The organism is Streptomyces sp. NPDC101393 (assembly GCF_044767385.1).
Lineage (GTDB): Bacteria > Actinomycetota > Actinomycetes > Streptomycetales > Streptomycetaceae > Streptomyces.
In genome coordinates this window covers 269,289-285,165 of the sequence record NZ_JBIWNU010000002.1, presented here as the reverse complement: position 1 = coordinate 285,165, position 15,877 = coordinate 269,289, and the positions used below count along the sequence as shown (strand labels likewise).

General features: G+C 72.6%; 8 protein-coding genes. All 8 read right to left on the bottom strand.

Translation table 11 applies throughout. The features are described from left to right. Position 1 precedes the first annotated feature (1 nt). The 8 genes from ACIRQ7_RS06925 to ACIRQ7_RS06890 all read right to left on the bottom strand — a co-directional run bounded on the left by ACIRQ7_RS06925 (position 2) and on the right by ACIRQ7_RS06890 (position 15,831). Positions 2-1,048, bottom strand: coding sequence for an aminomethyl transferase family protein (locus ACIRQ7_RS06925; RefSeq protein ID WP_404260507.1), 1,047 nt, complete (start codon positions 1,046-1,048; stop codon positions 2-4). 24 nt (positions 1,049-1,072) lie between these two features. Then, positions 1,073-3,502 carry a hypothetical protein gene (locus ACIRQ7_RS06920; RefSeq protein ID WP_404260505.1) on the bottom strand — a complete coding sequence of 810 codons (2,430 nt, stop codon included), beginning with the start codon at positions 3,500-3,502 and terminating at the stop codon, positions 1,073-1,075. Next, complete coding sequence (gene fabZ / locus ACIRQ7_RS06915; RefSeq protein WP_404260503.1) at positions 3,489-4,049, bottom strand: 3-hydroxyacyl-ACP dehydratase FabZ; 561 nt, start codon at positions 4,047-4,049, stop codon at positions 3,489-3,491. The genes ACIRQ7_RS06920 and fabZ overlap by 14 nt, the downstream gene beginning before the upstream one ends. Continuing rightward, positions 4,046-4,363 (bottom strand): acyl carrier protein, encoded by a 318-nt coding sequence (locus tag ACIRQ7_RS06910; RefSeq protein WP_404260501.1) that lies wholly within the window; start codon positions 4,361-4,363, stop codon positions 4,046-4,048. The genes fabZ and ACIRQ7_RS06910 overlap by 4 nt, the downstream gene beginning before the upstream one ends. Before the next feature lie 96 nt (positions 4,364-4,459). Next, entirely contained in the window at positions 4,460-5,215 is a 756-nt protein-coding gene (fabG, locus tag ACIRQ7_RS06905; RefSeq protein ID WP_404260499.1) for a 3-oxoacyl-ACP reductase FabG, read from the bottom strand. Further along, positions 5,212-6,192, bottom strand: a complete 981-nt coding sequence (locus tag ACIRQ7_RS06900; protein ID WP_404260497.1) for an ACP S-malonyltransferase — start codon at positions 6,190-6,192, stop codon at positions 5,212-5,214. The genes fabG and ACIRQ7_RS06900 overlap by 4 nt, the downstream gene beginning before the upstream one ends. A gap of 571 nt (positions 6,193-6,763) precedes the next feature. Beyond that, positions 6,764-8,362, bottom strand: coding sequence for an MFS transporter (locus tag ACIRQ7_RS06895; RefSeq protein WP_404260495.1), 1,599 nt, complete (start codon positions 8,360-8,362; stop codon positions 6,764-6,766). A gap of 11 nt (positions 8,363-8,373) precedes the next feature. Next, entirely contained in the window at positions 8,374-15,831 is a 7,458-nt protein-coding gene (locus ACIRQ7_RS06890; protein WP_404260493.1) for an SDR family NAD(P)-dependent oxidoreductase, read from the bottom strand. Positions 15,832-15,877: the final 46 nt, after the last annotated feature.

Sequence of the window (15,877 nt, the reverse complement as noted above, 5' to 3'; positions counted from 1 at the left end):
GTCAGATTCCGATCCGTTCCGACCAACTGCGGGGGAGGACGGCGGGCGAGGAGACCGTGACGAGGCCCACCGTCCGGCCGTCGGCGCCGGTGCCCTCCAACGGCACGCCGGGCACGTCGAAGGGCTTGTCGAGCAGCCCGTACGCAAGCTCCGTGGCGGCGCCCGGTGCGGGCGCCACCCGGTGCACCGTCCCGACCCGTTCACCCGCTGCCCGCAGCGCGGAGCCCGCGGCGGGCCGGTCCCCGGCGGGAGAGGTGAGCAGCACCAGCCCGCGTCGTGGCGCACCGGCCGAGCGGAGGGCCGCCGCGCCGCGGAAGTCGTCCTCGCGCTCCCAGTCGACCAGCCATGCGAAGCCGGCCTCCCGCACCGACAGGCTCTCGGCGCAGCCGAGTTGGGGGTGGCGCACCTCGGCACGGGCCCGGTCGAGCGCTTCGGGGCCGACGCTGCCGCCGCCGAGCGCCCTGGCCCGTTCGGCTACCCAGGCCGCCGAGCCGGCTTCCTGGGGGAAGACCAGCAGATAGCCGTACTCGCCGGTGCTGCCGATGCGGGCCAGTACGCCGTCCGCCCCGCCCGCATCGGGCAGCGCCACGGTGACCGCGCCGTGCAGCACCAGGCTGGAGATCTCGTACGGCACGATCTCCTGCGCGATGTGCCAGGACCGTGGGCCTTCGAAGGCGATCGCCGCGTGGGTGCGGGAGAGGTCCGTGATCTCCACATCGGTGAGGCCGGCCTCCGCGGCGACGGTTTCGAGCAGCCGCGCCAGACCGGGCCGGGCATGGGACAGCAGCAGGGAACGGTCGTCGAGTTCGATGTGGGTGACGACGTCCCAGACGCTGCCGTCATCGTTGAGGAGCAGGCTGTCCCGGGCGGTGTCCGGCTCCACGAAGCTGCTGTCGCGGGCCAGCGCCTGCTGGAGGAGAGAGGACCGCTCCAGCCCGCCGATGTCGACGAGCGCGCCGGGCGCGACGGGGCCGGGGGAGTAGTGGCCCACGGTCTCGCGGAGCCGGAGGTGATCGGTGTGGGTGTCGTGGGGCAAGGAGTACGTCACTGTGGCTTCCTCGTCGTGGGGAGTTCACCGGCCGCGTTCGGGCCGGTCAGGGGGACAGGAGAGGGAGGCACCCGGGGAGCTGCCGGAGTGCCGGCGCAGGTGGCGGACGGCCGACTCCTCGTCGTCGGCCAGCAGCAGCGGCATCCGCGCGGTGAACGGCAGGTGTGCCGGGCGGCGGGCGAACAGCGCCAGCAGGGGGCCGTGCGCTGTCCGCCGGACGAGCACCTCGTCCTCCGCGCGCAGCGCCGCCGTCACCAGCCAGCGTCCGTCGGCCAGTTGGAGGGCGGCCTCGCGGCACCACTGCTGCCATGGCGCGGCGCGCTCCAGACGCCAGAGGTCACCGGGACCGCCGGACGTCAGCGCCCGCGCCTCCCGGCCGGACGCCGGGGTCAGCCAGACCACCACGTCCTCGGTCCCGCCGTCCGGCTCCGCGGCCGAGGTCACCACCGCCGACCACGGCCCCTCAGCGCAGAAGGCGAAGGACCAGGCCAGGGCCTCGGAGGAGGCCGTGCTGCCGCCCGAGGCCGTTCCGCCGGCCTCGGAGAGCGCGCCGTTGGACGCATCGAACGACCAGGCCGTACCCGGCGGGGGCACCCCCCAGCCCGCGCCGTGCCGCAGGTCTTCCCTGACGGGCTGCCGCGTCACCCAGAGCCCGGACCGCCAGGCGGCGTTGGGGCCGAAGGCGCGGAAGCGGGGGAACGGTGAGGCCAGGACGCGCGCCCCGGACCGCCGCCAGGACACGATGCCGCCGCTCTCCGCACTGCACAGCACCTCGTCGTCGCCCACCGCCATGCGGTGCACCGCTCGCCGGGCCGCGGTCGCCGGAGTCCAGCGTGCCTGCGCCGCAGGCTCCCGGCGGGGCAGCGGGCATTGCGGCACCTGCGCCGACGCCGGCAGCGCACCGCCCCCCGCCCCGTCCGGTGGTGCGACGCCCGGGACGGCCACCGGGACCCGGCCTTCGGCCTGCGCGCCGCCGTGGGAGCGCGACACATCGACGCGGTAGGCACAGCCCGGCGCGGAGTCCAGCAACAGAAGGAGGGACGAGAGCAGCCGGGCCCGGATCCCGCCGTCCCATGCGACCGTCACCGACAGACCGGAGTACGGAGCCCACCAGGACAGCCGCCGGCCAGGCGTCACCTCGTGCCCCGCGGCCGCGAAGTCGGTGGCGTCCGCGGGCCACAGATTGCGGCCGGCGGGCGCGCACACCGCCTCGTGCGACTGCCCCTGTACGAGAACCGACGAGCGCAGACCCACGGTGAGGGCGGATCGCAAACACGGCGCGCTCACCGGCACCGGGACCCGTGCGGAGCCGGACGGCACCGCGCCGCCCTCCGCGTACGCCGGTGCGTCGGGCGTCCAGTACAGCGACTGGACGAGACTGCCGCCCCACAGCCGGGAATCGCGGGTCAGCACGCCCCCGGGATGCCGCTCGGTGACGGTCCAGCCGTCGTCCCACGCCGTCACCCCCAGTCGACGCCCGGGGGCCGGCCGGCGCCATCCCGTCGCGTACGGCGGGCCGTTCACCGGCCACGGATCGGACAGCAACGGGCCGAGGTGGTCGCCGTGATGCAGTGTCACCGTGCCGTCGCCCGGATCGAGGGAAAGGCACAGCCTTCCGCTCCGGACCGTGGTCGGCCCGGCGTAGGCGCCCCGGCCGCCGTCCGCCGCCGGGGCGGGGCCCGCCGGCAGGACCGGTCGCACCTCCGGGGCCCGTGCGTCCGGTGCCTGTCGGACCGCCCCGTCCCCCACGGCCGTCGCGAACACCTCACCCGTCCAGGGGTCCGCGTGCACCGCGACATGCGCCGGCCCGCACGACACCGCGCTGCGCACCGAGGGCCGGCCGAGCGCCCGTGCCGATCCGACGACCAGTCCCGGACCGTCGACGCCGGTGATCACCCGCCGCCACAGTTCGGCGTGCGGCAGATCCGGCGGCAGCACCTCAGGGAAGTGCGTGCGGAGCAGCGAGACCAGCACCGGCACCTGGTTCACCAGCTCCACCGCGCCGTCCTCGTCGGGCATCCCGTCCCCCACCACCGAGCAACCGGCCTGCAGATAGGCGGAGTACGCCGCGCGGTTGGCGGGATCGGTGGTGAGCCGGATGGTGCGGATGCCGCGCGCGGCGAGCGGAGCGACGGCCTCGACGAACAGATGCGCCGCCGCGGCGCCGCCGCGGAGCCCGGGGATGAGGAAGAACATGTCCCCGAAGACCTCACCGGGGCCCGCGGCGCGCTTGCCGCAGCTGTGGAACATGCCGAGCGTGCCCCGCACCCGGCCCTGCTGTTCGGCGACGAGGAAGAGGGCGGTGCCCCGGTCGGACAGCTCCGTGCGCACCATCGCGGCATCGAGCTTCCGGTCGACCCGGTTCGGTCCGTCGGGGTAGCGGTTGTAGAGGTCCGCGATACCGGGGGCGTCGTCCGCACGGTACGGGCGCACCAGGAACTCACCGTGTGCCATGGGGCCTCCGTCCGGGGTGCGGCGGCCGGGCGGCGTCGTCCGGCGCGGCTGCGGGAACGGTTTCGGCCGGGCCCCGCTGGGTGACGGTCAGCGAGCCCTCGGCGACCGTCGCGCCGTCGCAGCGGGCCTCGACCGTGACTGCGGTCAGCCCCCGGAACTGCCGGCCCAGCCGCGCCGACAGCACGATCTGGTCGCCCGGCACGACGAGCCTGCTGAACTTCATCTGGCGGATGGCGCCGAGATAGCCGACCCGTCCCGCGGTGCCGGGGTCCGCCGCCGGATCGCCTCCCGCGGTCCAGGACGAGGCGTGGACGACGGCCACCAGCTGGGCCATCGCCTCGACGATGAGGACGCCCGGCAGGATCGCCTGGTCGGGGTAGTGCCCGGCGAAGCAGGCCTCGGCGACGGTCACGTTCTTGATGCCCGACCCCGAGATACCGGGATGTACGTCGTAGGCCCGGTCCAGCAACAGCATCGGTGCCCGGTGCGGCAGCAGGGCCCGTATCTCGTCCGCGGAGAACGCGAGGGCGGTGCGGTTTGCGCTCATGCGGCGCTCCCGCCCAGGGGGATGCCGCCGCGGCGGGCGATCACACAGTCGGCCAGCTTGTTGATCGAGCCGAAGACCTCGCGTTCGTCGTCCGTGATGCCGACGCCCAGGTCCTCCTCGATCATCACGACGATCTCCAGGGTGTCCAGCGAGTCGAGACCGAGGCCGCGGCCGAACAGTGGTTGGTCGTCGCCGATCAGATCCGGCCGGACGGTCAGCCCGAGGCCCTCCGCCAACAGGACTTTCAGCCGGTGGTTGAGCGCCGTGCGTGCCGTGGCGCGGGCCAGCAGATCGTCGTACGTCATGCCGGTCATGCGAACTCCTTGAAGGCAGGGGCCTGTTGGGGCCGCCGAGTGGGTGTTGTCAGGGGAGGAGGCGTGGTCGCGGAGGTGTGGCCGGACGTGGTGCGGTCAGGGGAGGAGGCCGCCGTCCACCACCAGCACCTGACCGGTGATGTACGCGGCGGACGGCGAGGCGAGGAAGACGACGGCGGCCGCGGTCTCCTCCGGGCGTCCGGCGCGGCCGAGCGGGACGGCGGACACCAGGCGTTCCCGTGCTGCCGGGTCCATTCCGCGGAGCATGTCGGTCTCGGTGAATCCCGGAGCGACGACGTTGACGCGGATCCCACGGCCCGCCACTTCGCGCGCGAGTCCCCGGCCCAGCGCCGCGACGCCGCCCTTGCTCGCGCTGTAGTTCAACTGGCCGGGAACTCCGGACACACCGCTCGTCGAGCCGATCAGGACGAGCGCACCGCCCTCGCGGTACATGCACTTCACGGCCTCCCGACAGGTCAGAAAAGCCCCTGTCAAGTTCGTCCGCACGACGCGCTCCCACTTGTGCACACTCATCGTGGCGAGGTAACCGTCGTCCGTGATGCCGCTGTTGGCCACCGCGACATCGACCTTCCCCCACTGGGAACGCACCGTCTGGAACATCGCCCGCACCTCGGACTCCTCGGCGACATCGCCGCGGACGACGAGGGCCCGCCGGCCCATCCCGGCGATCTCCGCGGCGACCGCCTCGGCCGCGTCCGTGCGGGTGTGGTGGTGCACCGCGACGTCGTGACCGGCCCGCGCCAGGGCGAGCGCACACGCACGGCCGATACCGCGGGACGCGCCGGTCACCAGCGCCACCGGAGCGGCGGCGGAGCGGGATCGTGTGGTCACGGCGTCACCGTCCGGGTGCCCGGTGACGGCGCGGGCCTGCTGCCGGGCACCCCGGCCAGCCGGCGGGTCAAGGCGGCCAGGGACGCGGGGGAGTCCACCACCGGCACCTGCGGAGCCCCCGGCATCTGACGGGCCAGACCCACCAGGACCCGCCCGGGGCCGATGGCCACCACCGGCTCCGGCCTGCCCAGCAGAACACCGGTCACCTCCCGCCAGCGCACCGGTTCGCACAGGCCCCGCACCAGGTCGGCACGGATCTCAGGTGCCTCGCGGGACAGCCGCCCCTGGGAAGGCGAGGCCACCGGCACCCGCGGATCCTGGACGGTGACCCCTTCGACGGCGTCGCTCCACCGCTCCCGCACCGGCTCCATCAGACTGCTGTGGAAGGCGTGCGAGACATCCACCGCCTTCGCGCGACGGCCGACCAGGCCGGCGAACTCCTCCACGCGGCGCCGGTCACCGGTCACGACGAACTGCCGGGGAGAGTTGTCCGCGGCCACATTCAGCCCCATCCGGACGGACCGGGCCATGAGGGCCACCCGCTCCCCGCCGGACGCGGTGACGGCGCACATCGCCCCGTCCCCGGGAGCGGAAGCCATCAGCAGTCCGCGCTGCCGGGCCAGTGCCACGGCGCCGGCGAAGGTGAGACTGCCGGCGGCGACGCAGGCACTGAGCGTGCCCACACTGTGCCCGGCCACGGCGGCGGGAGCCAGCCCCTCGGCCTCCAGCCCCCTCCAGATGGCGACCGACGCGGTCACCAGTGCCGGTTGCGCGTTCTCGGTGGCCCGCAGTTCTTCGGGACCGCTCATCCAGCACAGCCGGCGCATGGGGATGCCGAGTACGTCACTCGCCTCGTCGAAACAGGCGGCGGATTCGGGATATACGGCGGCCATCGCTCTGCCCATCCGGACCGCTTGGCTGCCCTGCCCGGGAAACAACGCGGATATCGCGAAGACCGGTTCTCGTTCCTGATTCATGGCGCATCGCGCCCTTCCTGCGCCTGCCGACACAGTCGCCTCGTCGCTCGGCCGAAGAATTCCTTGCGCCGCTCCGGTGGCGGAGCCGGCGGCCTGTTCAGCCACGCTAAGAAGGCGAATGCCAAACGCAGGATAGAAGGGGTTTAACGCTCGCCAATCGCAGAATTGATCTTGCGCCGAGGCGTGGGACCGCCGAGAAACAGGGGAGGGAGACCGGAGCGCCGGTTTTCACGATCCAGGACGCTGTGTGCCTCGCCGTGCCGTCACCTGCCGGAACCCCACTGACAGCGTCTTCATGCCAGAGGCAGCCGGGGGCTGCATGGCGAGCGGGGACCCCATATCCGTGGGCGTGGCTCCGCGCCCGCCTTTCGGTAGGAAGTATTTTTCCCTTCGCAGGTGACCATTCCCGGCTCGCCTCCGGAGCCGAAGCTCGCCGAGGCTGCTGCGGAAATCCGCGTGAACTCGTCCGGTTCCACCGAACGAAGGCATGCTCGCGGGCAAGACCCGTTAAGGCCCCGCATATTCGAGCCGCCCCATGCCGAACTCCGTTGCCCTCACGCGGATCTGGACGCTATTCGTGTTCGCGCACGATGCGTGCGGCGGTGGCGAGGCGTCGTCCGGTTGCGGGGCCCGGTGGGCCTGTGCGGTGCTTCCGGGTGGTCGGGGGCCGCAGGAGCCAATAGGCGGCCCCTACGGTGGCCGCGAGGGTGACGGCGCCGGCTGTCGTCGCGGTGACGGCCATGGCGTCGACGAAGGACCGGCGCGCAGCCGTGAGCAGTTCGAGCCTGCCGGCGGCGGGGACCCCGGCGATCGTGGAAGCCGTGGGCGTGGGATTCCCGGTGAGCGCACGGACGGCCTCGTCCGGGACGTTTCCGTGCGCGGTGAGGGTGTGCAGGCGAGACGTGGAGAAGGTGGTGAGGAGGGACCCTTGTACGGCGACTCCGAGACTGGAGCCGACCTGGCGGGTGGCATCGTTGATCGCTGAGCCGAGACCGGCCCGGTCCGGGGGCACGGCGCCCATGACGGACTCGGTACCGGCCGCGGCCACCAGCCCCGCGCCGAATCCGGCGATGAGTTGGAAGACGGCGAGCCGGGGGTAGCCGGACGCGGTGCCGGTGCCGGCCAGCACGGCGAAGGCCACGGTTACCAAGGCCAGACCGAGGGCGATGGCGACCCGCTCGTCACGGCGGGCCAGCAGCGGCAACGCCGTCAGCGCTCCGATGCCCAGGGCGCCCGGCAGCGGCAGCGTATGCAGTCCCGCTTCCCAGGGAGTGAAGCCCAGCACGCCCTGCAGGTAGAGGGTGATGACGAACAGGGCGCCGAACAGGGCGAAGGACATGAGCGCCAGCGCCGTCGCCCCCGCGGCGATACGGCTCTCCCGGAGCAGTGGCAGCGGCAGCATGGGTGCCCGGCAGCGCCGCTGCCAGCCGACGAAGGCGGCCAGCAGCAGGAGCGAGCCGGTGAACGCGACCAGTACGGGCGGGGAGACCCAGCCGCGGGTGGGCGCTTCGATGATGCCCCAGACCAGCGCGAGCAGACCGAGTGAGGAGAGCGCCGCGCCGATCAGGTCGATGCGGTCCGGGTTCGGGGCCCGGGATTCCGGTACCAGCCAGAACGCAAGGGTGATGGCGACCGCGGCGACGGGCAGGTTGATCCAGAACCCTGCGCGCCAGGAGAAGTGCTCGACGAGCCATCCGCCGAGCACCGGCCCGGTCAGCCCCCCGGCACTGCCCACGGCGGCCCAGATGGCGATTGCCCGTCGGCGCAGGGCCGGTTCGGGATAGAGGTGGGTGATGACCGACAGGGTGGCGGGCATGATCAACGCGGCGCCCGCGCCCATCCCGCCCCGCGCGGCGACCACCTGGCCCGGGTCGGTGGCGGTCGCTCCCAGCACGGATGTCGCCCCGCACACCGCCAGCCCCAGGACGAAGGCCCGGCGCCGCCCCATGCGGTCCGTGACCGCTCCGGCCGCCAGCACGGTGCCGCCCAGCACGAGGGCGTATCCGTCAACGATCCACTGCACCTGTGCCATCGGGGGCGACAGGTCCGCCTGAAGATCAGGGACGGCGACGTTGAGGATGGTCAGATCCAGACCCAGCACGAACAAGCCGAGGCAGAGCACGACGGTGGCAGCGCCGCGGTGGGGTGGCGCCTCCGGTGCGGCGCTCATGGCGCCGATGCTCACACCGTCTCCATGGAGGCGGTCAGGAGGCGCAGGACGCGCTGGGCGAGGTCATTGATGCTGTCGGCGTTGATGACTTCCATGGCCGGTACCTCGCAGTTGAGTTCGCGTTGGAGAGCGACGACGAGTTCGGTGGCCATGAGCGAATCCAGCCCGAGACGGTCCAGGCGGGCGCTGCGGTTCAGACGGTCGGCGGGGAGGTGGGTGACGCGGCCGATGAGGCGGGTCAGCAGGTCGGCAATGGCCGTTTCCCGGTCTTCTTCCGAGCAGGCCGCGAGAGTCCGCCAGAGACCTCCGTCGTGTTCGGAGCGCTCGTCGGCGGGTGGCATGAGCAGCTCGAAGCGGGGGGAGCGCAGGGTGGGCAGCAGGCCCACGAGGCGTGTCCAGTCGAAATATCCCACCTGGGCCACGGGGGTGTCCTGAGCAAGGAGATCTTCGAGCGTGGCCATGGCCTCCCGCGGGCTGATCGGGCCGAGGCCCATGCGCTGAAATGTGGCCGCGACCGCTTCGTCGGCGGCCGTGCCGACCTCGTCGATCAGCCCCCAGCCCACGGACAGGCCGTGGCAGCCGGCGGCCCGGCGGGAGCGGATGATGCCTTCCATCGCGAGGTTGCCGGCGCTGTAGGCGGCCTGGGCGCGGTTGCCGACCAGCGCCGAGATCGAGGAGTAGACGACGAAGAAGTCGAGGTCCATCCGGCGCGTCAGGGAGTCGAGGAGGGCCGTACCGCGCACCTTCGGCGCCAGCGTGGTGTGGATGTGGTGGTCTTGAAGGTCGGTGAGCAGGTGGTCTTCGATGGCCATCGCGGAGTGGACGATTCCGCGCAAGGGGTGTCCGGTAGTGGAGATGTCCGCGAGGACGGTGCTGAGCGCGGAGCGGTCGGTGACGCTGACCGCGTGGGCTCTTGCGGTCACGCCTCGCGCGGCCAGCCGGTCGAGCAGGGAGGCTGCCTCGGGTGAGGCGTCGCCGCGGCGGCTGAGCAGGGCGAGGTGGCGGGCGCCGCGGTCGGCCAGCCACTCGGCGGTGGCGGCGCCCAGGCCGCTGAGGCCGCCGGTGACCAGGTAGGTCGCGGCGGGGTCGCAGACCAGGGCCGTGTGGCTGACGGTGACCTCCGGCGGCTCTTCCAGAGAGATCACCACCTTGCCGACGTGCCGGGAGTGCTGCATGACGGTGAAGGCATCGGCGACATGGGTGGCGGGGAACACCTGGTGCACCACGGGCCGCAGAGTGCCCCGGTGCGTACGTGCGGTGATCTCGGTGAAGTGCGCGGCGGACAGGCCCGGTTGCTTGCTGAGCATCTGGTGGGCGTCGACGGCGTGGAACGTGAGGTTGTTACGGAACGGGTGGAGCGGCAGCCGGCCACCCGTGTGGATATCGCGCTTGCCCAGTTCCACGTAGCGCCCGCCGGGACGGAGGATGTCGAGGTTGCGGGCAATGGCCTCGCCGGCGAGAGAGTTGAGGATGACGTCGACGCCCTGTCCGTCGGTCAACTGCCGTACCTCGTCGGCGAAGGCGAGCGTCCGTGAGTTCAGGACGTGTGCGGCTCCCAGGAGTTCCAGCAGGGCCCGTTTGGCGGGGGTGCCGGCCGTGGCGATGACGTGGGCCCCGATGTGCTGCGCGTACTGGAGGGCGGCGAGTCCGACGCCGCCCGCGGCCCCGTGGATCAGTACGGTCTCGCCCGGGGCGAGGCGCGCCAGGTGCTCCAGGCCGTGATGCACGGTGAAGAACACCGCCGGCATCGTGGCGGCCTCGGTGAAGGAGAGCTGGTCGGGGATCTTGCCGACGGCGCCCGCGGGGACGACGACGTGGGACGCCATCGCGCCGGAAGCGAAGGCGAAGACCCGGTCCCCGACCTGGAGGCCATGGGGCTGTGTCCCGGGGCCGGTCGCGGTGATCACTCCGGCGCATTCGAGCCCGAGGCTGGTGTCGCCCGGGGCAGGAATCTCGGCGCCGGGAGGCAGTTGGCCGACGGCCATCATCACGTCGCGGTAGTTGAGTCCGGCCGCCCGGACCTCGATGACCACCTCGTCCGGTCCGGGCTCGTCGGGTCGGGCCGCAGGGACCCAGCTCAGCTCGTACGTCCGTCCCGGACGACGCAGTTGAAGCTGGTAGGGGCCTTGGTGGGCGGCGCTGGTGGGCGTCGGCATCGGTTGGTGGCGGGCCACGAAGCGGCCGCCCGGGGCGAGGGCGATCTCGTCCTCCTCGGGGAGGACGGTGAGGAGTTCGCGTGCCAGGCGGCGGGCGTCGGCGGCCGGGTCGGCGGTCGGGGTGAGGGTCACGCGTCGTACGGCCAGCTTGGTCAGTTCGTTGGCGAGGGTGCGTGCCGCACCCCACGGCACCGCGTCGTGCACCGCCGACGGGGCCTCCGGTGAGGGCAGGGCCCCCGAGGGGCGGGTGATGAGCCAGAGCCGTGGCGCACTCAGCTGTGCCAGCCCGGTGCAGGCTCGTGCGAGGCCGCTCAGCACGGCCGTGCGGGTGACGGCCTGTTCCAGGGTGGCATCGTCATCGAGGGGTTGATGACGGGGGCCGGCGCCGTCCGCGGACTCGGACCGCTCACCGCACAGCAGGACGATGCCCGGTCGCGGGTCGCCGCCGGAGAGAGCGGCGGCCCACTGATCCGGGTCGGTGGTCGCGCACATCACCGTGACCGGTGCCCCGCCGACTTCTTCGAGTACGCCGACGAGCGCGTCGGATGCCGCTCCTCCCGGGCCCTCGGTCACCACCAGCCAGGACGTCGCCGCCTCAGGGCTCGGCGCCCGTTCGTGCTCCGGGACCGGTACCGGGAGCGGCCGGGTGGCGCGGCGGGCCAGGAGAACCGAATAGTCCCCGCGGGCCACGTCGGTCTCCGCCCCGAGTTGAGCCACTTCGTCGAAACCACAGCCGTTCAGGACGGCGGGCCACTGCCGTGCGTCGAGCAACGGGTGCTCGGGGCGCAGGTCGGCATCGGCGGACGACCAGAAGCTGTCGAGCAGCCCGAAGCAGGGCACCAGGACATCAGGGTTGTGCGTCTCGACCGCCAGCAGGTGCCCGCCGTCGGCGAGCGTCTCCGCGACACGGTGCAGGCTGCGGCGCAGATCGCTCGTGGCGTGCAGGACGTTTCCGGCGACGACCACATCGAAGGCCCCCGCGGGAAAGCCCTGGTCGGCCGGTTCCCGGTCGATGTCGAGGGTGGCGAAGCGCACGTGCGGATACGCGGCGAAACGCGCGCGAGCCCGGGTGAGGAACGTCTCCGAGACATCGGAGAAGGTGTAGCAAGTGGCCTCCGGCGGGAGGACCTTGAGGAGGGCGGAGGCCAGTCCGCCGGTGCCCGCTCCGATCTCCAGCACGCGCAGGGGACGGTCGGCCGGCCGTTGCCGTGCGATCTCACCGGCGAGCAGGGCGGCCACGGCGTTGTAATGCCGCGTCACGGGGGTGGCGGTGTAGAGGTTTTCCAGCAGATGGTGCTCGTTGTCGCCGAACAGCAGGTCCACGGCCTCCCGACGGCCCAAGAGGACGTCCGGGAGGTGGGTGCCGCACTTGGTGTACAGCATGAGTTCGGCCGCTGCGCCGGGTGCGCCGCGCAGGACCTGGGCCAGGGCGTGCTGCGGATCCGCTGCCTGCTCCCGTGTCCAGTGCCCGTTGTCATGGTGCAGCAGCCCCAGGCGCTGCGCCTGGCCGAGCAGGGCGTGCAGCAGGCGGCGGTGGCGGGGCAGCACGCCGGCGCCGATGAGGTCCTCGACGGTGAAGCGCTGCCTGCCGGGCGCGATGGTCTCGACAGCTCGCACGGTGAAGTGTGCGCTCATCACCTCGACGAGGCCGACCGCGCGGTCATACAGAGGCCCGTCCCATTGGCGGCCTCGGGCCTCGGTCGCGGCGGCGACGGACCGCGTCACCTCGCGGGGGCCCGGCGGGTGGTACGGCGCTACATCGAGGTCGGTCCCGTCGGGAGCCGCGCGCAGCACGGTGGTGAGCCGCTGGGCGGGCCCGCTGCCGCTCTCGAAGGGCCGCAGCCTGCAGGCGTCGAGTTCGGCGATGACGTGGCCCTCGTCGTCGAGGAGGCGGATGTCCCAGCACACCTCGTTGCCCGAACTCTCCCTCTGGCGTACGTGTGCCCAGCCCTCGGCGGGTGCCTTCTTCCACACCCGGACCCTTTCGACGGCGGCGGGCAGCAAGGCCGCCGTCTGGAACTCCTGAGCCCCCTCCGGCGTGTGGACCAGCGGAGCCCCTGCCTGGATCGCGGCGTCGAGAAGAGCGGGATGGATGCGATAGCCCTCACAGGACTCGTCGCATGCGTAGCGCGCCATGACTTCCTGGTCCCCGACGTACAGATCGGTGAGGATCTGGAAAGCCGGCCCGTACGCGATGCCGGCACGCGCCGCGGCGGCGTAGTGGTCGGCCGCCGCCAGGTGACCGGGAAGAGCCGCGAGCAACGCAGCGGGGTCGAGCCGCTCCGGTGCACGGCCGAGCATCCGCCGGACGCGCCCCCGGGCGTGCTCGCGCCAGGGCCCGGCTCCGTTACGGCTCGACACCCGCAGGCTGCCGTCCTCCTGATCGAGGCGGACCTGCAGTTTCACGTCCATGGTGTCGTCGTCGAACGGCAGCGCCAGGGCACGGTGGACGGCCATCGCCTCGACCTGCACGGGTGCCTGGTGCAGGTCGAAACCGGCAGCCAGACCGAGCTCCATGTAGGCGCTGGCGGGTACGACCACCGAACCGCCCACGCGGTGATCGGCCAGCCAGCTCAGGGCGCCGGGGTCGAGGTCCGTATGCCAGAGCGGATCCGGGTGCGAGGTGCTCCGGCCCAGGAGGGAGTGGGCCGCGGGCCCCTCCCCGCAGCCGTCCCGACACCATTCCGGCGACCCGTTCCAGTGACGCTCGCGTTGCCAGGGGTAGGCGGGAAGCCCGGTGGGGCGCCCGGGGACCGGGAACCAGGCGTCCCAGTCGACGGTGGCGCCGGCCGCCATGAGATGGGCGGCCGCGGCGTCCACAGCGTCGGCACCGTCCTCGCCCCGGGCCAGGGTGGGCACCACCGCGATCGTCTCCGAGGAGCGGGACTTCGCGCTGCGGCGCAGATAGTGGGCCAGCACGGGATGCGGCCCGATCTCGACGAACGCGTCGCAGCCCTGCTCGGCGAGTGCCCGGGCGGCGTCGAGGAAGCGCACGGGCTCGCGGACGTTACGCCACCAGTACCCGGCCGTCAGGTCGGTACCCGCGGCGAGCCGTCCGGTCACCGTGGACGCGAACGGCATCAGGGCCTCGCCCGGCGACAGGCCCGCCAGCCGCGTGCGAAGCGGCTCCTCGATGCCGTCCATCCGGTGGCTGTGGAAGGCATAGTTGAGGTCGAGCTTGCGGAAGAAGACCTGGCGGTCCGCGAGGACATCGGCGAGTCGCTTCAGACTCTCCTCGCTGCCCGCGACGGTGACGTCCTGGGGGCTGTTGACGGCGGCCAGCTCCAGGCTCCCCGCAAAGGCCGCCAGTTCGTGTGCGGCCTGCTCCGCCGACAGCCCGACGGCGGCCATCGCGCCCCTGCCGGCGGTCAGCGCCTGAGCCTGGCTGCGGACAGCGACGACCCGGGCGGCGGCGGCCAGATCGAGGGCGCCCGCCGTGTGAGCGGCAGCGATCTCCCCCACGCTGTGTCCCATCACCGCCGCGGGGCGCACCCCGCGCTCGGCCAACGCCGCGACGAGGCCCACCTGCACCGCGAACAGCAGAGGCTGGGCGATCTCGGTCAACGCCAGGCGGTCCTCGTCCGGTGCGCTCAGCTCGTCGAGGACCGACCAGCCCACCAACGGCGTGAGCGCCGTGTCCGCGGCCTCCACCGCGTCCCGGAACGACGGCGACTCGGCGAGCAGCCGCGTCCCCATCCCCGCCCACTGCGCTCCATTGCCACTGAAGACGAAGGCGACGTCACCCCGCGGCAGCGCCTCGACCGGACCCGTCTGCTGTACGCCGTCCCGGAGCCGGGCGGCGGCGGTGCCCGGATCGGGGGCGAACACCACGGAACGGCAGGGGTGGTGCCCACGGCGCCTGACGGTGGTGTACGCGGTGTCGTAGAAGTCCTCGGGTGCCACGCCCGCGAAATGCCCTGCCAAGGTCGCGGCGGCTTCGTCCAGTGCCTGAGGTGTCCGGGCCGAGACCATCACGGGAAGCGTGCCCCGGGGCACCTCCGGCCGGTAAACGGGCGCGGGCGCCGGTGCGAGAACCGCGTGCGCGTTGGCGCCGCCGAAGCCGAAGGAGTTGACGCCCACCAACCCTGCGCCGTGGTCCCGCACCGGCGTCTCGGCCGACACCGGAAGCAGACGGAGCGCGGGGAAGTCGATCGCGGGATTGGCCGGCTCGCCGTGCAGCGAGGCGGGGATCGTGCCGTGCCGCAGGACGAGCAGGGCCTTGAGGAGCCCCGCCAGCCCCGAGGCGGGCTCCAGGTGGCCGACATTCGACTTGATGGAGCCGATGGGCAACGGGCGGTCCTGCGGACGGTGATGCGCGAGCGCTTCGGCGATGGCCCGGCATTCCAACGGGTCACCGACCGGGGTCCCGGTGCCGTGGGCTTCCAGATAGACCAGGTCCTCGGGGGTGAGTCCCGCGCCGGCGTAGACGTCCCTCAGGAGGGCGGCCTGAGCATCCGCGCTGGGCAGCGCCAGGCCCGCGGTGCGCCCGTCGGTGTTGGTGCCCGTCGCGGCGATGACCGCGTGGATCCGGTCCCCGTGCGCCTCGGCATCCGCCAGCGTTTTGAGGACCAGGACGGCCCCGCCCTCGGCCCGCACGAACCCGTCGGCCTGCGCCGAGAACGAGCGGCAGCGTCCCGTGGGCGACAGCATGGCCGCCTTCGAGAAGCCGACGAATTCGTGCGGCCCCAGCAGCACGTTCACGCCGCAGGCCAGGGCCATCCCGCCGCGCGTGCGCAGCAGTTCGCAGGCGTGGTGCAGGGCGACCAGGCTGGAGGAGCAGGCGGTGTCGAGGGCGAGGCTGGGCCCTCGCAGGTCGAAGGCGTGGGAGATCCGGTTGGCGGTGTTGCCACTCGCGATGCCGGTCATGGTGTGCTGGTCGACCGTGGCGAGCCGACTCATCTGAAGGGTTGCGTAGGAGTGGTTCGACACTCCCACGAACACGCCCGCGTCAGAGCCCGCCAGGTCGCGGGCGGAGAGGCCGGCGTCATCGAAGGCCTCGGCTGTCATCTCCAGCAGCAGGCGCTGCTGCGGGTCCATGCGGGCGGCTTCGCGCGGCGAAATCCCGAAGAACTCGGCGTCGAAGGAGGCGATGTCGTCCAGAAAACCCCCCGCTGCGGTATAGGTCTTCCCCGGACGACGCGGACTGGAGTGGACGAACGCACCCGAGTCGAACCGCTGGGGCGGGACCTCCGTGACAACGTCCCTCCCCTCTACGAGAGCGGCCCACAGAGCCTCCAGGCTGTCGAGGCCGCCGGGCAGCCGGAACCCCACCCCTGTAATCGCAATAAGAGTGTTCCGATTATCGGGCCGCACGTAGATATCCCATTCCGCGATCGGATGCGAACGATTCGGTGCAAAC